At 64.9% G+C, this 18858-nt stretch carries 17 protein-coding genes; 2 read left to right on the forward strand and 15 right to left on the reverse strand.

Annotated elements, in window-relative coordinates:
- Nucleotides 1–34: 34 nt before the first annotated feature.
- From DN387_RS24000 to zwf, 5 genes are all read right to left on the reverse strand, one after another.
- Entirely contained in the window at nucleotides 35–769 is a 735-nt protein-coding gene (locus DN387_RS24000) for a monalysin family beta-barrel pore-forming toxin (protein WP_236172048.1), read from the reverse strand.
- Nucleotides 770–779: 10 nt separating this feature from the next.
- Entirely contained in the window at nucleotides 780–1514 is a 735-nt protein-coding gene (locus DN387_RS24005) for a monalysin family beta-barrel pore-forming toxin (protein WP_157811420.1), read from the reverse strand.
- A gap of 175 nt (nucleotides 1515–1689) precedes the next feature.
- Nucleotides 1690–2364, reverse strand: coding sequence for a bifunctional 4-hydroxy-2-oxoglutarate aldolase/2-dehydro-3-deoxy-phosphogluconate aldolase (locus tag DN387_RS24010; protein ID WP_043860397.1), 675 nt, complete (start codon nucleotides 2362–2364; stop codon nucleotides 1690–1692).
- A gap of 17 nt (nucleotides 2365–2381) precedes the next feature.
- Nucleotides 2382–3095, reverse strand: a complete 714-nt coding sequence (gene pgl / locus DN387_RS24015; protein WP_054915075.1) for a 6-phosphogluconolactonase — start codon at nucleotides 3093–3095, stop codon at nucleotides 2382–2384.
- Nucleotides 3082–4548, reverse strand: a complete 1467-nt coding sequence (gene zwf / locus DN387_RS24020) for a glucose-6-phosphate dehydrogenase (RefSeq protein WP_043860395.1) — start codon at nucleotides 4546–4548, stop codon at nucleotides 3082–3084. Before zwf ends, pgl begins: the two co-directional genes overlap by 14 nt.
- A gap of 214 nt (nucleotides 4549–4762) precedes the next feature.
- Between zwf and hexR the strand changes: the two genes are divergently transcribed.
- The gene (hexR, locus tag DN387_RS24025) at nucleotides 4763–5623 is read left to right on the forward strand and encodes a DNA-binding transcriptional regulator HexR (protein ID WP_173925072.1); all 861 of its coding nucleotides are present in this window, start codon (nucleotides 4763–4765) and stop codon (nucleotides 5621–5623) included.
- On the opposite strand, the gene DN387_RS24030 is transcribed toward hexR, so the two are convergent.
- The 10 genes from DN387_RS24030 to edd form a co-directional block, all read right to left on the reverse strand.
- Nucleotides 5616–6470 (reverse strand): D-hexose-6-phosphate mutarotase, encoded by an 855-nt coding sequence (locus tag DN387_RS24030; RefSeq protein ID WP_043860393.1) that lies wholly within the window; start codon nucleotides 6468–6470, stop codon nucleotides 5616–5618. The genes hexR and DN387_RS24030 overlap by 8 nt on opposite strands.
- A gap of 111 nt (nucleotides 6471–6581) precedes the next feature.
- Complete coding sequence (locus tag DN387_RS24035) at nucleotides 6582–7928, reverse strand: carbohydrate porin (protein ID WP_043860392.1); 1347 nt, start codon at nucleotides 7926–7928, stop codon at nucleotides 6582–6584.
- Between the two features lie 53 nt (nucleotides 7929–7981).
- Nucleotides 7982–9142 carry an ABC transporter ATP-binding protein gene (locus tag DN387_RS24040; protein ID WP_054915076.1) on the reverse strand — a complete coding sequence of 387 codons (1161 nt, stop codon included), beginning with the start codon at nucleotides 9140–9142 and terminating at the stop codon, nucleotides 7982–7984.
- A gap of 3 nt (nucleotides 9143–9145) precedes the next feature.
- Entirely contained in the window at nucleotides 9146–9991 is an 846-nt protein-coding gene (locus tag DN387_RS24045; protein ID WP_054915077.1) for a carbohydrate ABC transporter permease, read from the reverse strand.
- Nucleotides 9984–10892 (reverse strand): carbohydrate ABC transporter permease, encoded by a 909-nt coding sequence (locus tag DN387_RS24050; protein WP_043860389.1) that lies wholly within the window; start codon nucleotides 10890–10892, stop codon nucleotides 9984–9986. Before DN387_RS24050 ends, DN387_RS24045 begins: the two co-directional genes overlap by 8 nt.
- Before the next feature lie 127 nt (nucleotides 10893–11019).
- Nucleotides 11020–12282 (reverse strand): ABC transporter substrate-binding protein, encoded by a 1263-nt coding sequence (locus DN387_RS24055; protein ID WP_054915078.1) that lies wholly within the window; start codon nucleotides 12280–12282, stop codon nucleotides 11020–11022.
- Between the two features lie 110 nt (nucleotides 12283–12392).
- Complete coding sequence (locus DN387_RS24060; protein WP_082405721.1) at nucleotides 12393–13811, reverse strand: ATP-binding protein; 1419 nt, start codon at nucleotides 13809–13811, stop codon at nucleotides 12393–12395.
- A gap of 43 nt (nucleotides 13812–13854) precedes the next feature.
- Nucleotides 13855–14610 carry a response regulator gene (locus DN387_RS24065; RefSeq protein ID WP_054915080.1) on the reverse strand — a complete coding sequence of 252 codons (756 nt, stop codon included), beginning with the start codon at nucleotides 14608–14610 and terminating at the stop codon, nucleotides 13855–13857.
- Nucleotides 14611–14698: 88 nt separating this feature from the next.
- A complete protein-coding gene (locus DN387_RS24070; protein ID WP_054915081.1) occupies nucleotides 14699–15664 on the reverse strand; it encodes a glucokinase in 966 nt (321 codons plus the stop codon).
- The gene (edd, locus tag DN387_RS24075; RefSeq protein WP_054915082.1) at nucleotides 15661–17487 is read right to left on the reverse strand and encodes a phosphogluconate dehydratase; all 1827 of its coding nucleotides are present in this window, start codon (nucleotides 17485–17487) and stop codon (nucleotides 15661–15663) included. Before edd ends, DN387_RS24070 begins: the two co-directional genes overlap by 4 nt.
- Nucleotides 17488–17739: 252 nt before the next feature.
- On the opposite strand from edd, the gene gap reads away from it, so the two are divergent.
- Complete coding sequence (gene gap / locus DN387_RS24080) at nucleotides 17740–18741, forward strand: type I glyceraldehyde-3-phosphate dehydrogenase (RefSeq protein ID WP_054915083.1); 1002 nt, start codon at nucleotides 17740–17742, stop codon at nucleotides 18739–18741.
- Nucleotides 18742–18858 lie beyond the last annotated feature (117 nt).

The raw sequence follows: 18858 nt of genomic DNA on the forward strand, positions 1-18858 counted from the left end.
CCGCTGGCCTGCCGACGCAGGCCAGCGCGAAGCATCACCCGCGCGGGTAGCGCTCGTTCACGCTGAAATCGAAGCGCCAGCAGCCCGCGTTTTTCCGGGAACTGTAGTGCTCGAACAACACCTTTTTCTGCAGTTCGTCCCAGCCGAGCGGGTCCACCGAGGCCTCCTCCAGCACCGTGACCAGCGTGTCGGTGGCAACCGACGACAGGTAGATCAGGTCTTCGCGCATCACCTGCGCGTTGGCATCGAGAATCGGCAGCACCTTGTTGTGCTCGAAGTAGTAATCGATCTCCGACGCGCCCATCACACAGTGCGCATACAGGATGTGCACCTGATAGGCATAGAACACCCCGGGGCCGACCAGCTTGCGGGTGTGCTTCTGGGTGGTGGAGTCGTTCCAGCTTTGCGCAGCCTGGAACGATACCCGGACCTCTGAACTCACCCCCACGCCCTTGAATTCCAGCTGCACGCCACCGGACACTTCGGTGGTACGGCTGAAGCTTCGGGTAAAGCCATGGGTGACCTCGAAGGTGCGTTCATCCTCGCCGTTGCTCGGCACCTGAACGGTGCCGAAATGCTCCACGTAAGCGGCAACCGGCACCGAATACATGTCCCACCACCGCTTGCCGTCGTACATCTGGCCGAACTCGGTGGCATCCTTTATCCAGCAGGCCTGGCGTACCTTGTCACCGCCAAAGAGGTACTTGTCGATGTGGTAGCTCCCGCGCTGTGCGGGGGAGTCGGCGCCAAACACGTTGTCTTCACTCATGACGGTTCCCTCAGTACTTGTAGTGAATCTTCTGGCTTGCGGAAAAATCGAACGACCAGGCGCCGGCATTGCATTCAACCTCGTAACCTTCGGTCAGCACCTTGCGCTGCAGGGCATCCCAGGCAATCGGAGGGGTGGCCGCGGCATCGGCCACCGCCACATACACGGCCGTGCTGATGGCCGACAGGAAGTACAGGTCGGTACGCCCCTGCGTGGCCAGCGTCTTGCTGGTGCGAAACGCCTTGCTCAGCTGTCCGGCCGAGGTCGCGCAATGGGCATACACCAGGTTCATCTGGTAGATGGCGAACACCCCGCTGCCGGGCAGCAGCAGCGTCAGGCGGTTGTCGTTCGGCGCCCCCCAGGCGATGTCGTCGACAAAGCCGGTGTGCAGGCTGGACAGGATATTGACCCGCTCGATGGCCGACGACACCGAATAGGGCGCGTCCACTTCACGGATGAACTGCTTGCTGTGGCCCTGGGCAAAGGTGATGGCATGGCGCTGGTTGCTCAGGCCGTTGAGCCGCAGGGTATCCACCGCTGACAGGTAGGCGAACACCGGTCGGGTGTAGGTGGCCCAGGCACTGGAGCCAATGCGGATATCGCCGTAGACGGTCTTGCCGTTGACCCAGCAGCCGGGTGCCAGGCGCTTGCCGCCGATCAGGTGGCGCTCGAGCGAATAGGACCCGGTCTTGACCGCGTAGCCGCTGAGTCGCGGATTTGTAGCGTGTTCGATTTCGTCGTCCAAGGTATGCACTCCCTGCAGAAAACCCATGAGTTTTCGATACTAGGGAGGCCGCGACAGGCTCGGCAGCGGGACGTGCTTCCTGGATGGGCAGCGGCCTTGCCGGTCAATGGCGCCGGCAAAAAAAAGGTGCGCCGACCAAGCGCACCTCAAAGCCGTACAGCACACAACGAATTCTCTAGTCCAGCAACGCCAGCGCCTGGGCACTGCACGCCTGCACGCGTGCCCACTCGCCGTTCTTGATCCAGCTGCTGTCGAGCATCCAGGTTCCGCCCACGCACATCACATTGGCCAGGGCCATGTACTGCTTGACGTTGCCCGGGTTGACCCCGCCGGTGGGGCAGAAACGCACCTCGCCGAACGGCCCGCCGAATGCCTTGATCGCCGCCGCCCCGCCGCTGATCTCGGCCGGGAACAGCTTGAAGCGCCGATAGCCCAGCGCGTAGCCCATCATGATCTCCGAGGCGCTGCTGATGCCCGGCAACAGTGGCAACGGGCTCTCGACCCCCGCCTCCAGGATGTCCTGGGTGCACCCCGGCGTGACCACGAACTGCGCACCGGCCTGTTCCACCGCCGCCAGCATGCTGCGGTCCAGCACCGTACCGGCACCGACGCACAGCTCCGGGCGCTGTTCGCGCAGCAGGCGGATGGCGGTCAGGCCGTGTTCGGAACGCAGCGTCACCTCGAGCGTCTTCAGCCCCCCGGCCGCCAGCGCATCGGCCAGCGGCAGGATGTCCTGCTCGCGGGCGATGGTGATCACCGGCAGAATGCGCGCCTGGCCGCAGATGCGGTCGATCAGGGCAATCTTGTCGGCCATGGAAATGCCCGGCTGTGAAGGTTCAAGGGTTGTCATAACGGCGTGTCCTTGGTTCATGGGCACCAGTAGATTTCCAGGGGGTCTTGAAGAAAGGCGCGAATCGGCATCTGCGCCGGGTCGTCACCGCCCAGCGCGGCGCGCAGGGTAGCGAGTTTGCCTGGCCCTTGCACCGACAACAGTGTCGCACCTGCACCGGCCAGCACACGCCGGGTCAGGGTCAGGCGCTGATGCGGCACGCTCGGCGCCAGCATCGGCAGTACCCGGCGCTGGCTCTGGGCCTGCAGGCCCTCGGCCAGGTTGGGGCTGCCCGGAAACAGCGAGGCGGTGTGACCGTCATCGCCCATGCCCAGCACCAGCACATCGATCGGCGGCAGCTGGGCAAGCGCCTGGTCCGCCTGCTCGGCAGCGGCTTCGAGGCTCGCGGCGGGACGGTACAGGCCGACGAACCGCGCCTTGGCCGCCTCGCCCTGCAACAGGTGCTGCGCCACCAGGCCGGCATTGCTGTCGGCATGTTCCACCGGCACCCAGCGCTCGTCCGCCAGGCTGACCACCACCCTGGACCAGTCCAGCGGCTGCCTGGCCAGGCGCTGGAAGAACGCCACCGGGCTGCGCCCGCCCGACACCACCAGGGTGGCCTGGCCGTTTTCGTCCATCGCCGTGCGCAACCGCTGCGCCACATCCACAGCCAGGCCCTCGGCCAGGCGCGCCGCATCGGCAAACTCATGTGCCGTCACGCTCGCCGGCAGTTGCAGTTCAGATATCGCCATACCATGCCCTCCCATCGCGGGTAATCAGTGCTATCGAGCTCATCGGCCCCCAGGTGCCCGCCGCATACGGCTTGGGCGCATCACCGGCGTGTTTCCAGCCGGCGATCAACTGGTCGCACCATTTCCACGCATATTCGATTTCATCCTTGCGTACAAACAGGTTCTGGTTGCCGCGCATCACTTCCAGCAGCAGGCGCTCGTAGGCATCCGGAATGCGTGCGCTGTGCCAGGTATCGGAAAAATTCAGCTGCAACGGGCCGCTGCGCAGTTGCATGCCCTTGTCCAGGCCCTGCTCCTTGGTCATCACCCGCAACGAAATGCCTTCGTCCGGCTGCAGGCGGATGATCAGCTTGTTGCCGATCTGCAAACGTTGTTCCGCCGCGAAGATGTAGTGCTGCGGCTCCTTGAAATGGATGACGATCTGCGACAGTTTCTGCGGCATGCGCTTGCCGGTGCGCAGGTAGAACGGCACCCCGGCCCAGCGCCAGTTGCGGATATCGGCCCGCAGCGCGACGAAGGTTTCGGTGTCGCTCTGGGTATTGGAGTTGTCTTCCTCGAGGTAGCCGGGCACGGCCCGCCCCTCGCTGTAGCCCGCTATGTACTGGCCACGCACCACCTGGGTGCTCAGGCCCTCGCCGCTGATCGGTGCCAGTGCCTTGAGCACCTTGACCTTCTCGTCGCGAATGCTGTCGGCCGAGAGGTCGCTGGGCGGGTCCATGGCGATCAGGCACAGCAACTGCAGCAGGTGGTTCTGGATCATGTCGCGCAGTTGCCCGGCCTTGTCGAAGTAGCCCCAGCGGCCCTCGATGCCGACCTTCTCGGCCACGGTGATTTCCACGTGGGAGATGGAGTTCTGGTTCCACTGGGTTTCGAACAGGCTGTTGGCAAAGCGCAGGGCAATGAGGTTCTGCACCGTCTCCTTGCCCAGGTAATGGTCGATGCGATACACGCGGTTTTCGGGGAAGTACTGCGCCACCGCGTCATTGACCCTGCGCGACGACTCCAGGTCATGGCCGATGGGCTTCTCCAGCACCACGCGGGTGCGCTCGCTCAGGCCGACCTTGTCGAGGTTCTCGCAGATGCCGCCGTACACCGCCGCGGCGGTGGCGAAATAGGCGATCAGTGGCGCGTCGGGTTGTACCTGTTCGAGCAGCGCCGGGTAGTCCTGAGCCTGAAGAAAATCCACATGCAGGTAGCTCAGGCGCGCCATGAAGCGCTGCAGGGCCAGGGCCTCGATATCGCTGCCCACGTGCTTGTGCAGGTGCGCCTCGATCGTCGCCAGGTGCTCCTGGGGGCTGCCGGCTTCGCGGGCCAGTGCCAGCACGCGGGTCTGCTCATTCAGCAGGCCCGCGCGATCGAGCTGGTACAGCGCCGGGAACAGCTTGCGCAACGCCAGGTCGCCCAGGGCGCCGAACAGGGCAAAGGTGCAGGGTTCAACGGTGATCGAAGCCATGATGTTGGTTCTTTTATCAAGTTGACGTAGAAATACCGGTTTCAATCGCAGTTTTCAAGGACTAATGTAGTAAAACTAACAACATATTGCCGTGTATACAGAATCAAGTGGTGCGCCAACCGTGCCATCAGTACGATAGGCCACCGCGTAAAAAGCCGTCTGCCCGTGGCAGCCGGCGGCCTCCCCGACCCAAGGACATACCCCCATGGACCGCGTGCGAAACCTCCTGGAGCAGATCCAGGGCCGCCTCGACGAGCTGAACAAGGCTGAGCGCAAAGTCGCCGAAGTCATCCTGGCCAACCCGCAGCAAGCCACGCGCTTCAGCATCGCGGCGCTGGCCCAGGCAGCCAAGGTCAGCGAACCCACCGTCAACCGCTTCTGCCGTTCGTTCGGCGTCAGCGGCTACCCCGAGCTCAAGCTGCAACTGGCGCAGAGCCTGGCCAGCGGCGCCGCCTATGTCAGCCGTGCGGTAGAAGCCGACGACGACCCTGCATCCTATACCCAGAAGATCTTCGGCAGCGCCATCGCCTCGCTCGACAGTGCCTGCCAGCAGCTCGACCCGCAACTGGTCAGCCGCGCCGTCGACATGCTGATCCAGGCGCGCCAGATCCACTTCTTCGGCCTGGGCGCCTCGGCCCCGGTGGCACTGGACGCACAGCACAAGTTCTTCCGCTTCAACCTCGCCGTGTCGGCGCATGCCGACGTGCTGATGCAGCGCATGCTGGCCTCGGTGGCCCATACCGGCGAGCTGTTCGTGATCATCTCCTACACCGGGCGCACACGCGAACTGGTCGAAGTGGCGCGCCTGGCGCGGGAAAACGGCGCTTCGGTGCTCGGCCTCACCGCTGCCGACTCGCCACTGGCCAAGGCCAGCAGCCTGAGCCTGAACATCCCGCTGCCTGAAGACACCGACATCTACATGCCGATGACCTCGCGCATCATCCAGCTGACCGTGCTCGACGTGCTGGCCACCGGCATGACCCTGCGCCGTGGCGTGGACTTCCAGCCGCACCTGCGCAAGATCAAGGAAAGCCTCAACGCCAGCCGCTACCCGATCGACGACGAACTCAATTGAGCGAATGCGCCTGCAACTGCAGGTGCGCCCGCTCCCCCGGCGCCAGGCTGAGGCTGTCGCTGCTGCCACTGGCGGCCTCGACGCAGATGAAGCCCTGGGTCTCGCTGCCGCTCACGCCCATCAGCGGCCGGCTGCCCGGATGCCACACCACGGTGTCGTCGCTGTCGCCGGTATCGATGCACAGCTGACGCTGCCAGGCCGGGTCGTTGACCTGCAGGGTCGCAGCATTCTGGAACACCCGCTGACAGCCGCCCTGCACTTTCAAGGCGCCCTTCTGCTGGCATGCCTGACGCCTCAGATGATCGTACCCCCTCGCATTCTCTAGCCCAGATAGCGCTATCTCGGAAACGTCACTAATACGCCAGTAGGCCAGCAGAGCATGACTCAACTGGCACGGCAGGCTGTCCTGGTGCTCGGTGCTCAGTTGCAACTGCATGCGCTGGCCCAGGTTGGCCACCAGGTCGACCTGCCAGTCGCACAGTTGCAGGCGCCACGTGAGGGTCACACCCTCGTCGCTTTCGCTGCTGTCGATCAGTTTCCAGTCGAGCAGGCGCGCCCAGCCGTGGGCCGGCCACATGTCTTCACTGGGGTGACGGCCGTACCAGGGCCAGCACACCGGCACACCGCCACGAATGGCGCCGACCTGCGGCCACTGCGCCGCGCACCACAGCCACGGGCGTTCGCCACGGGGTTGGAAGTGCAGCAGTTGCGCGCCCTGGCGACTGAACACCGCCTGGCACTGGGGGTGATCGATGATCAGCACGTCGCGCTGCTGGTAACGCTCCCACTCGAAGGTCGGTCGCGGCCGCTGCGAGGTGAAGAAGCGTTGAAGCGGGTGCTCGGACATGTTTCGGGACTCTTGTTGTTAGGGGGGCCTGTTCGCCGGCAACGCCGGCTCCTACAGAAGTCGACCTTGCCGGCGAAACGCCGAATTGGCGTAAATTTACAACATATCCCCTCAGAACGACGACTGAATCTTCAGCCCGGCGACGACCGCGTTGTCCACCTCGCTCACCCCGCCCGGGTGACGGATGTACTGAAGGTTGGGGCGCACGGTCAGCCAGTTGGTCACGTGCACGCCGTAGTACAGCTCGGCGTTGTACTCGGTACGCTGGATCGGCACGAAGCCCATGTCGTTGTAGTCATCGATACCGCTGACCCCATTGAGCTGCTGCGCACGCTTCTTCACGTCATCGTTGACATGAATGCGCGCCACGCCGAAGCCGATGTCGTCCTTGGGCCGCGAATCGAAGGCGCCCTTGTACACCATGCCCACCTGCTGGTAGTTGTCGACCACGTTGGTGGCCTTGTCGTGCACGGTAAAGTTGGCGAACAGGCTCAGGCCGCGATTGGCATCGCCGTTGTGCGCAGTAACCTGCTGCTGCGCCACCACCCACCAGCCATGCTTGCTCGAATGCGACTTGGGGTCTGCGCCAGTCAGGCCCTGGGGTTGGCCATTGACGTCCTCGTAGATGTCATCGGCCTTGGCAGTGCTGTAGTAGTAACCCAGGCGGTACTCGCCGGGCAGGCCGTTGACCCTGGGGGCCCACACCAGCTCCACCGGCAGGATCATGCCCTTGGTGCCGCTGCCGCTGAGCTTGAAGCCATTGCCCGTCTCAAGGTTCGAAGGGTTCTGCTCGAACACCCCGACCTGGGCGAAGAACTCCGGCGTGAGGTTGTATTTGGCGCGCAACGCCCACTGGCTGACCGGCCAGTTGTACCAGATGCTGCCCACCCAGTTGCCCACCTGCGAGCCGCAGAAAGCCAGGTTCTGGAAATCGCAGGGGAAGCTGTTGAACTCCTCGCCCGGGCCGAAGCGCCCCGCCTTGAGGTCGAGCTTGCCGTCGAAGTAGGTCTGCTTGACCCACATCTGGGTCAGGCGCCAGGTCTGCCCGCGGCCCCACACCTCCTGCACCGAGCTGAACTGCCCGGCCCGAGGGTCGCTGATGCGGTCGTTGGACAGGTTGCGCCCGCTGCGCTCGGTGATCGCCAGCTTGAACTCGGCGTCGTGCCAACCCAGGATCTTCTCCAGGTCCATCTTCACGCCCAGGGCGAACTGGTCGCTGTAGCGCGCCGTCTTGTCGTTGTTGTAGCCACCCTTCAGGTTGCCGGCAACCTCGCCCACGTAATCCAGCGAAAAATCGTAGCCCTTGTCCAGCAACTCGGTGCGTGTGCCGCCCCAGTCGCCGCTCATCCACTTCGACTCCGGGTCGAAGGCGCCGGCAGCGTGCGCCCCGCAACTGACCCCGAAGGCCGCCAGCAGGGTCATGCAGCCCCGCGGCAAAACACGTTTGAAATGATCCATCCCCTGTGTCCTCGTCTTATTGTTTTCGATGGTGTCCATGCTTTACAACGAATTCAGCGGCCCCTGAATTGGGCAATGTTGTCGGTGCCGACCGTATCGAGCGGTGCACGCCCGCGCCCCAGCCGTTCGCCCGTTTCTGCATCGAACAGCAGCACCCGCGCAGGATCGAACTGCAAGCTCAGGCTTTCGCCGACCTGCGGCGCGAACTCCGGTGCCAGTCGGCAGCACACCTTGGTCTGGTTGAGGGTCACGAACACCAGGGTGTCCGGCCCGGTCGGCTCGGTGACCTGCACCTGGGCGCGAATGCTCGGCAGGCCATTGCCTTCGACCCCCGCCAGGCTGATCTGCTCCGGGCGAATGCCCAGGATCACCTCGCGCGCCTCCAGCCCCGCCTCGCCGATGCCCAGCGGCAGTTCGCAGCGCCCCTGGCCGCTGTCGAGCAGGGCCAGCAGGCGACCCTCCTGGCGTTGCAGGCGCAAGGGTATGAAGTTCATCGGCGGCGAGCCGATGAAACTCGCCACGAACAGGTTGGCCGGGTCGTTGTAGATCTGCTGCGGGGTGCCGAACTGCTGGATCAGCCCATCCTTCATCACCGCCACCTTGTCGCCCAGGGTCATGGCCTCGATCTGGTCGTGGGTCACGTACACCGTGGTGGTCTTCAGGCGCTGGTGCATCAGCTTGATCTCGGTGCGCATCTCCACCCGCAGCTTGGCGTCGAGGTTGGACAGCGGCTCGTCGAACAGGTAGATCCTGGGCCGACGTGCCAGCGCCCGGCCCATGGCCACGCGCTGCTGCTGCCCACCGGACAGCTGGCCGGGCTTGCGCCCCAGCAGGTGCTCGATCTGCAGCAGCTTGGCCACCCGCGCCACCTCCTCGTCGATGGCCGCCGGGGTCATCTTGCGAATCTTCAGGCCGAAGGCGATGTTGTCGCGCACGTTCATGGTCGGGTACAGCGCATACGACTGGAACACCATGGCGATGTCGCGATCCTTGGGGCTCATGCCACTGATGTCGGCGTCGTCCACCAGAATCGCCCCGCCGCTGATCTGCTCCAGCCCCGCGATGCAGTTCATGAGGGTGGATTTGCCGCAGCCCGAAGGGCCCACCAGGATCAGGAACTCGCCCGAGCCGATCTTCAGTTCGATGTTCTTCAGCGTGTCCGGCAGGCCGCTGCCGTAGGTCTTGTTGACGTTGCGCAATTCAAGCGTTGCCATGTTCTACCCCTTGACCGCGCCGGCGGTGAGCCCACGCAGGAAATACTTGCCAGCCAGCACATAGACCAACAGGGTCGGTAACCCGGCGATCATCGCCGCCGCCATGTCGACGTTGTATTCCTTGGCCCCGGTGCTGGTGTTGACCAGGTTGTTGAGGGCCACGGTGATCGGTTGCGCGTCGCCACTGGCGAACACCACGCCGAACAGAAAGTCGTTCCAGATCTGGGTGAACTGCCAGATCAGGCACACCATGATGATCGGGATCGACATGGGCAGCAGGATGCGCCCGAAGATGGTGAAGAACCCCGCGCCATCCAGCCGCGCCGCCTGCACCAGGGCCTGGGGCACGCTGGTGTAGTAGTTGCGGAAAAACAGCGTGGTGAAGGCCAGGCCGTACACGATGTGCACCAGCACCAGGCCGGTGGTGGTACTGGCCAGGCCCAGCTTGCCGAGGGTGAACGAGGCCGGCAGCAGCACCGTCTGGAACGGCAGGAAGCAGCCGAACAGCAGCAGCCCGAAGAACAGCTGCGAGCCACGGAAGCGCCACATCGACAGCACGTAGCCGTTGAGCGCCCCCACCAGGGTGGAGATCAGCACCGCCGGCACGGTGATCTTCACCGAGTTCCAGAAATAACCGCCCACCGCGTCCCAGGCCTTCACCCAGCCGATGCCGGTGATCACCTCGGGCCAGCTCAGCAGGTTGCCGGTGCGGATGTCGTCGGGGCTCTTGAAGCTGGTCAGCAGCATCACGATCAGCGGCACCAGGTACACCAGGCAGGCCGCGATCAGGGTGGCGTAGACCGCCAGGCGGCTCAGGCTCGGTCGACGAGCAGCGAGTGAATTACTCATGGCGCTTGCTCCTGAGTTCCGAGTACAGGTACGGCACCAGGATCGCCAGGATCGCCCCCAGCATCAGGATCGCGCTGGCCGAGCCCATGCCCATCTGGCCGCGACTGAAGGTGAACGAATACATGAACATCGCCGGCAGGTCCGAAGCGTAGCCCGGGCCACCGGCGGTCATTGCCGCCACCAGGTCGAAGCTCTTGATCGCGATGTGCGCCAGGATCATCAATGCACTGAAGAACACCGGGCGCAGGCTGGGCAGCACGATGCGCAGGTAGATGGTCGGCAGGCTCGCGCCATCGACCTGGGCTGCGCGGATGATCGACGGGTCTACCCCGCGCAGCCCGGCCAGAAACAGCGCCATGACGAACCCCGAGGCCTGCCACACGGCAGCAATCACCAGGCAGTACACCACGCGGTCGGGGTCGACCAGCCAGTCCAGGCGAAAGCCTTCCCAGCCCCAGTCGCGCAGCATCTTGTCCAGGCCAAGACCGGGGTTGAGCAGCCATTTCCAGGCGGTGCCGGTGACGATCATCGACAGCGCCATGGGGTACAGGTAGACGGTGCGGATAAAGCCTTCGCGGCGGATACGCTGGTCGAGCAGCACCGCCAGCAGCACGCCGACCACCAGGCTGATGCCGATGAACATGCCGCCGAACAGCAGCAGGTTCTTGCTGGCGACCCACCAGCGGTCGTTGTCCATCAGGCGGGCGTACTGGGCCAGGCCCACCCACTTGTAGCTGGGCATGAAGCTTGAATTGGTGAATGACAGGACGAAGGTCCACAGGATGTAGCCGTAGAAGCCCACCAGCACGATCAGCATGCTCGGCGCCAGTACCAGTCGGGGCAGCCAGCGTTGCAATGCATCGAGGGGTGAGGCCTTGTTGAGGACGGCGATAGTGCTCATCGGAAGGTTCTCGGTTGGAAAGGCGGCGCGTTGCGCCGCATCGCGGGTCAAGCCCGCTCCCACAAAGTCATCGCAGTACCTGTGGGAGCGGGCTTGACCCGCGATGAGGCCCGAAAGATTCAGCGGATCATTTAGCCGACTTGATCGCCGAATCCAGCTGCTTGACCGCCTTGGCCGGGTCGGCCTTCGGGTCGTTGAGGAAGTTGGTCACCACATCGAAGATGGCGCCCTGCACCGCCAGGCTGGTGGCCATGTTGTGCGCCATGCTCGGTTGCAGGCCATCGCCCTGCTCGGCCGCCTTGAAGTCCGCGGCGGACTTTTGCGTGCAGGCATCGAACGGGCCCATGTCCATGTCCTGGCGTACCGGCAGCGACCCCTTGTTCTGGTTGAACACGGTCTGGAACGCCGGCTCCAGCGCCACCTTGGCCAGGTCGTTCTGGGCCTTGATGTCGTTCTCGTCCTTGAGCCTGAACATCACCAGCGAGTCGATGTTGTAGGCAAAGCTGCCCTGGGTACCGGGGAACGCTACGCACTCGTAGTCCTTGCCGGCGATCTTGCCCGCAGCGGTCCATTCGCTCTTGGCCCAGTCGCCCATGATCTGCATGCCGGCCTTGCCGTTGATGACCTCGGCGGCCGCGACGTTCCAGTCACGCCCGGCACGGTTGGGGTCCATGTAGGTGCCCAGGCGCTGCAAGGTGCTGAACGCCTCGATCATCTGCGCACCGGTCAGGGTCTTTTCATCCAGCTCGACAAAGGCTGCGTGGTAGCCCTTGGGCCCGAGAATGCTCAGCACCACGTCCTCGAACACGGTGCTGTCCTGCCACGGCTGGCCGCCGTGGGCCAGGGGCACGAAGCCGGCAGCCTTGAGCTTGTCGGCGGCGGCAAACAGTTCGTCCAGGGTGGTCGGCACCTTGGCCCCGGCCTTGGCGAACACCTGCGGGTTGATCCACAGCCAGTTGACCCGGTGGATGTTCACCGGCACGGCCACGTAATGACCGTCGTACTTCATGATGTCGGCAACCTTTCTGGGCAGCAGCGCGTCCCAGTCGTTGGCCTTGGCCACATCGTCCAGGTTGGTCAGCAGGCCCAGCGCGCCCCAGTCCTGGATGTCCGGGCCCTTGACCTGGGCAGCGGCTGGCGGGTTGCCGGCCACCGCGCGGCTCTTGAGCACGGTCATGGCGGCCGCGCCGCCGCCCCCGGCCACGGCGTTGTCCTTCCACACAAAGCCGTCCTGTTCGATCTGCTTGCGCAGCGTGTCCACGGCCGCCTTCTCGCCACCGGACGTCCACCAGTGGGTCACCTCGACCGTGCCGGGTTCGGCAGCCAGGGCGCTCAATGGCAACAGGGAAGCAAGGGAAACAACGGCGGCGAGGCGATTGATCGCATTCATCAAGGGAAACCTTTCTTGTTGTTATGCCGGTGCAAGTCATGCTGCTTGCGCGTGAATCGAAGTCTAGCCACCCCCTGGGGCGGCAGAAGTAACGAAGGGATGCGCGAATGTCACCGACCTGTGACATTCACCCGCTGGCCCGCACTGCGCGGCAGGCTCAGGGTGACCCGCAGGCCGCCTTCGCGCAGGTTGCGCAGGCTCACCTCGCCGCCGTGGCTGTGGGCGATGTTGCGCGCGATGCCCAGCCCCAGCCCGTAGCCCTGCTGCTGGCCGGCCAGGCGCACATGTGGCTCGAACACCTGTTCCTGGCGCTGCTCCGGCACGCCGGGGCCCTCGTCGTCCACCTGCAGCACGAAGCCGGTGGCACTGTCGATGATGCGCAGGTGCGCACGCTCGCCGTACTTGAGCGCGTTGTCGATCAGGTTGCCGATGCAGCGCTTGAGCGCCAGCGGCTTGCCCGGATACGCCGCCAGCGCCCTGCCCTGCACTGTGACGCGCGCACTGGCCAGGTAGGGTTCCACCAGGCAGTCGAGCACCTGGTTGAGGTCGATGGGTTCGATGTTCTCGTGGATGTCGGTGTCCTTCACGCACTGCAGGGCGCCCTTGACCAGCAGCTCCAGCTCGTCCAGGTCACGGCCGAACTTGTGTTGCAGCTGTTCATCCTCCAGCAGCTCGACGCGCAGGCGCAGGCGCGTGATCGGCGTGCGCAGGTCGTGGGAGATCGCGCTGAACAGTTGGCTGCGCTCGGTCAGGTAGCGGCTGATGCGTTCGCGCATGGCATTGAAGGCGCGCCCCACCTCCACCACTTCGCTGCCGCCGCCCTCTACCTCCGGCGGCGCGTCGGCGCCCAGCGACAGCTCCCGCGCCGCGCGTGCCAGGCGCTTGAGCGGACGGGTCTGCCAATGCACCAGCAGGCCGATGAACAGCAGCAGAAAGAAACTGGTCAGTGCGATGAACCCCACCTGCTGGCGCGGCAGGCCCTCGGCCTCGAGACTGGTGTAGGGCTCGGGCAGCAGCGAGGCGATGTACAGCCATTCGCCCTCGCCCAGGCGGATCTGGGTCACCAGCACCGGCGGGTTGACCGGCTCCAGGGTCAGCGAGTAGTGCGCCCAGGAGCGCGGCAGTTCATCGAGCTTGAGCCCGCTGTTGAACAGACGCAGTTGCTCGGGGCCGACGAACTCCACCGAGATTTCCATCTGCTCGCCCAGGCGCTCGTGCAGTACCTGCTCGAACGCCTCGATCACCGCCTGCTTGCGCGGGGTCACCGGCAGCACCTGCATGTCCAGCGGCCGTTCATTGAGCGACACCACGAAGCGCGTGCCCCCCATGCTGCGCAGCTGGTCCAGCACCAGCGGCCGGTAGGCCAGCGGCAGCGAACGAAAGTAACTGACGCTGGCGGTCATCGAATGCGCCAGGCTGCGCGCGCTGGCCAGCAGCCCTTCGAGCTGGCTGGCGCGCAACTGCGACACCCAGATCACGCTGGACAACCCCTGGGCCGCCGTCACCACCAGCAGGGTCAGCAGCAGCATGCGCCCCAGCAGTGAGCGTGGCAGCGGCAGGCGCCAGCGCCGCTCAGTGCGCGGGCGCAACACTGGCCGCCAGCAGGTAGCCGCTGCCGCGTACGGTGCGGATCAGTCGCGGAGGTTTTTCGGTATCGCGCAGACGCTGGCGCAGGCGGCTGACCGCCATGTCGACGATACGGTCCAGCGGCATCGGCTCGCGACCACGGGTGGCATTGCCGATGGTGTCGCGGTCGAGGATCTGTTGCGGGTGGTCGAGGAACAGCTTGAGCAGGGCGAAATCGGCGCCAGACAGGATCACCTCTTCGCCGTCGCGGTGGAACAGGCGGTGGCTGACCGTATCCAGGCGCCACTCGTCGAAGGTCAGCACGTCACCGCCGGGGCGTTCATGCATGAAGCCGGCGCGGCGCAGCAGGGCCTTGATGCGGGCTTGCAGCTCGCGGGGGCTGAAGGGTTTGCCCAGGTAATCGTCGGCGCCCAGTTCCAGGCCGATGACGCGATCGGTTTCGTCGGAACTGGCGGTGAGCATGATGATCGGCACACGGGCCTGACGCGGGTGCTGTCGCACCCAGCGGCACAGGCTGAAACCGTCTTCGTCGGGCAGCATCACGTCGAGGATCACCAGGTCGGCGCCGTGTGTGTCCAGGGCCTGGCGAAAACCCTGGCCATCGGCCTGGGCCTGCACCTGGAAGCCGCATTTGCTCAGGTAGGCCTGCAGCAGTTCACGGATGTCCTGGTCGTCATCGACCAGCAGAATCGACTTGGTCACGGTTGTTGTCCTTGTCAGTGCATTCCTTGGCGGCCCCATCGCGGGTCAAGCCCGCTCCCACAGGTACGGCATCGAACCTGGTGGGAGCGGGCTTGACCCGCGACAGGGACCGGCCAGTCACTCCAACTCAGGCGTGCTGGGCCAGTGCCTGCTGCAACGCCACTCCCGCCCCTTCCAACCCGGAATACTCCGCCGTCACCAGCCACACCGGCACCCCTTCAAGGTAGGCGCTCATGCAGCCCTTGTCGGCAAAACTCGCGGCAAAGCCGCTGCGCAGGAACAGCTCGGCAAAGCGCGGAATCACCCCGCCCACGATGAACACCCCGCCACGCCCGCCCAGGGTCAGCACATTGTTGCCGGCCACCCGCCCCAGAAAGCGGCAGAACTGCTCGATCACCTCCAGCGCCACCGGGTCGCCGTGCAACGCCGCATCGGTGATCTGGGCCGGCGTGCCCAGCGTGGGGGCATGCCCGTCCAGTGCACAGATGGCGTGGTACAGGCGCAGCAGCCCGCCGCCACTGAGCACGGTTTCGGCGCTGACGTGGCCGGTGTCCAGCGCGATCGCCTGGCGAATCGCCGCCTCGCGCGCACTGCCCACCGGCAGGTCGACATGCCCGCCCTCACCCGGCAGCGCCAGCCAGCGCTGCTCGCCAAGGCCAAGCAAGGTCCCGACACCCAGGCCGGTACCCGGCCCGATCACCACCGCCGGACGGGTGGTGTCCGGGGTGCCGGCGCACACATTGCGTACTTCATCCGGCTGCAGGCGGGTCATGCCCAGCGCCATGGCGGTGAAGTCGTTGATCAGCAGCAGGTGCTCGACCTGCAGGTTGGCGCAAAATGCCTTGCGGCTCAGGCGCCAATGGCTGTTGGTAAAACGAAATTCATCGCCGCTGACCGGCCCGGCCACCGCCAGGCACACCGCCGCCACCTCGCCCTTGGCCAGGCCCTGCGCGGCCAGGTACACGCCGATGGCCTGCTCGGGGCTGGTGTAGTCAGCCGTGGGGAACACCTGCACCGCGTGCAGCGCGTTGTCGCGCCACAACGCGAAGCGGGCATTGGTGCCGCCTATGTCACCGACCAGTGCGACCTTCATTTGAAGTTCTCCAGGGCCGAGGTGAAGGCGCTGGCGCCCTGCTCGGCCGAGCTCAGCGCCACGCGCAGGAAGCCGAACAGCTCGCGCCCGCAGCCCAGGTCATTGCCCAGCGGCGCTGCCGGCAGCTCGCGAGCGGCCAGTTCGGCCGACTCGACGCGCACCTGCAAGGTGCCGGCCACGCCGTCCACGCGCACGATGTCGCCATCGCGCACCCGCGCCAGCGGGCCGCCATCGAACGCTTCCGGGCACACATGAATGGCCGCCGGAATCTTGCCCGAAGCCCCCGACATGCGCCCGTCGGTCACCAACGCGACCTTGAAGCCGCGGTCCTGCAGCACACCCAGGAACGGGGTCATCTTGTGCAGTTCGGGCATGCCGTTGCAGCGCGGGCCCTGGAAGCGCACCACGGCGACGAAATCGCGCTCCAGCTCGCCGGCCTTGAACGCATCGGCCAGTTCCTGCTGATCGTGGAACACCCGCGCCGGGGCTTCGACCACCTGGTGCTCGGCCGCCACCGCAGACACCTTCATCACCCCACGGCCAAGGTTGCCTTGCATCACCCGCAGGCCGCCCTCGGCGGAGAACGGGTTGGCCACCGGGCGCAGGATGCTTTCGTCAAGGCTGGCCTCGGGGCCTTCGCGCCATACCAGCCTGCCGTTGTCCAGGAACGGCTCCTGGGTATAACGGCGCAGGCCGGGGCCGGCCACGGTGTTCACGTCTTCGTGCAGCAACCCGGCATCGAGCAGCTCGCGGATCAGGAAGGCCATGCCGCCCGCCGCCTGGAAGTGGTTGATGTCGGCCTTGCCGTTGGGGTACACGTGCGACAGCGTTGGCACCACCTCGGACAGGTCGGCCATGTCCTGCCAGGTCAGCTGGATGCCGGCCGCCTGGGCAATCGCCGGCATGTGCAGGGTATGGTTGGTGGAGCCGCCGGTGGCGTGCAGCGCGACGATGGAGTTGACCAGCGACTTCTCGTCGACGATCTCGCCCAGCGGCATGAAGTTGCCACTGGCCCTGGTCAGGCGCGTGACCTGCTGCGCGGCCTCGACGGTGAGCGCATCGCGCAGCGGCGTGTACGGGTTGACGAACGAGGCGCCGGGCAGGTGCAGGCCCATCACTTCCATCAGCAACTGGTTGGTATTGGCCGTGCCGTAGAAGGTGCAGGTGCCGGGGCTGTGGTAGGACTTCATTTCCGACTCCAGCAGCTCTTCGCGACTGGCCTTGCCCTCGGCGTAGCGCTGGCGCACGTCGGCCTTTTCCTTGTTGGAGATACCCGAGGGCATCGGCCCGCCCGGCACGAACAGCTGGGGCAGATGGCCAAAGCGCAGCGCCCCCATCAACAGGCCCGGCACGATCTTGTCACAGATACCCAGCAGCAGCGCCGCGTCGAACATGTTGTGCGACAGCGCAATCGCGGTGGACATGGCGATCACTTCACGGCTGGCGATGCCCAGCTCCATGCCCGGTTCACCCTGGGTGACGCCGTCGCACATGGCCGGCACCCCGCCGGCAAACTGGCCCACCGAGCCGATTTCGCGCAGCGCCTGCTTGATCTGCTGGGGGAAGTGCTCGTAGGGCTGGTGCGCCGAGAGCATGTCGTTGTAGGCCGAGACGATGGCGACGTTGGCCGCGTTCATCATGCGCAGGCTGTGCTTGTCGTCGCTGCCGCAGCCGGCCACGCCATGGGCGAAGTTGGCGCATTGCAGCTTGGCGCGCATCGGGCCGTCGCTGGCCGCCCCGCGAATCAACTGAAGGTAGCGCTCGCGGGTAGGACGGCTACGGGCGATCAGCCGTTCGGTGACCTCAAGAATGCGCGGATGCATGTACTGGACTCCAGGCTAAGGGGCAGCAACCTCTGCGGCGGTTTCCCTTACAAACGATTGCGACCTAGGCTCAAGGCAGGGGCGCGAATGTCGGTGGGTAACGGCTTGGCCGGTCACTCGTTGTAGATTGAACAAAATACTGCCAGCAAAAAGGCTTGTTTTCTATTTTTTTACGAATAATCTTGTAATTCCAACAACAAAATCAGATTCAGGCTCTTTCCGGGGCTCAGACAGTCTGCCAGAGGTAGCTCCATGACATTACGTATCGCAATCAATGGTTTTGGCCGCATCGGCCGCAACATTCTTCGCGCACTGTATACCCAAGGCTACCGTCAGGACCTGCAGGTCGTCGCCATCAACGACCTGGGCGACAGCTCGATCAATGCGCACCTGCTCAAGTACGACAGCGTGCACGGGGCATTCGATGCACAGGTTCACAGCGATGGCGAGAGCATCACGGTCAACGGCGACCGAATTGCCGTCAGCGCGATTCGCAACCCCGCCGAGCTGCCGTGGCAGGCGCTGGGTGTGGACGTGGTGTTCGAATGCACGGGCCTGTTCACCGAGCGCACCCGGGCCGCGGCCCATCTTACTGCCGGGGCACGCAAAGTCATCATCTCGGCCCCTGGCAAGGGCGTGGACGCAACAGTTGTGTACGGGGTCAACCACGACATCCTGCGCCCCTCGCACCAGATCATCTCCAGTGCTTCGTGCACCACCAACTGCCTGGCGCCGGTGGCGCAGGTACTGCACCGCGAACTGGGCATCGAACAGGGCCTGATGACCACCATCCATGCCTACACCAACGACCAGAGCCTGACCGACGTGTACCACAGCGACCCGTACCGGGCGCGGGCGGCCACCCAGTCGATGATCCCGAGCAAGACCGGCGCAGCCGAGGCCGTGGGCCTGGTGTTGCCGGAACTGGCCGGCAAGCTGACCGGCATGGCGGTGCGGGTGCCGGTGATCAACGTGTCGCTGGTGGACCTGACCCTGAACGTGACGCGCGAGGCCAGCGTGGAAGAGGTCAATGCGCTGATGAAAGAGGCCAGCCAGCACTCGAAGATCCTCGGTTACAACACCCTGCCGCTGGTGTCGTGCGACTTCAACCACAACCCGCTTTCGTCGATCTTCGACGCCAATCACACCAAGGTTGCCGGCAAGATGCTCAAGGTGATGGCCTGGTACGACAACGAATGGGGCTTTTCCAACCGCATGCTGGACAACTGCCTGGCGCTATGGGAGGCGCAATAGTCTCAACCCGCAAGCTTCAGGCGGCAGGCAAGCCGGGGGGTAAGCCTGCTTTTCCTCCTGCCGCCTGGCACTAAAAGCTTGCCGCTGCTTTTCCCCTTGACCAACAGCATTGATGAT

Origin of the sequence: Pseudomonas sp. FBF18 (assembly GCF_024261405.1) — a bacterium.
In the GTDB taxonomy this organism is placed as follows: Bacteria; Pseudomonadota; Gammaproteobacteria; order Pseudomonadales; family Pseudomonadaceae; genus Aquipseudomonas; species Aquipseudomonas palmensis.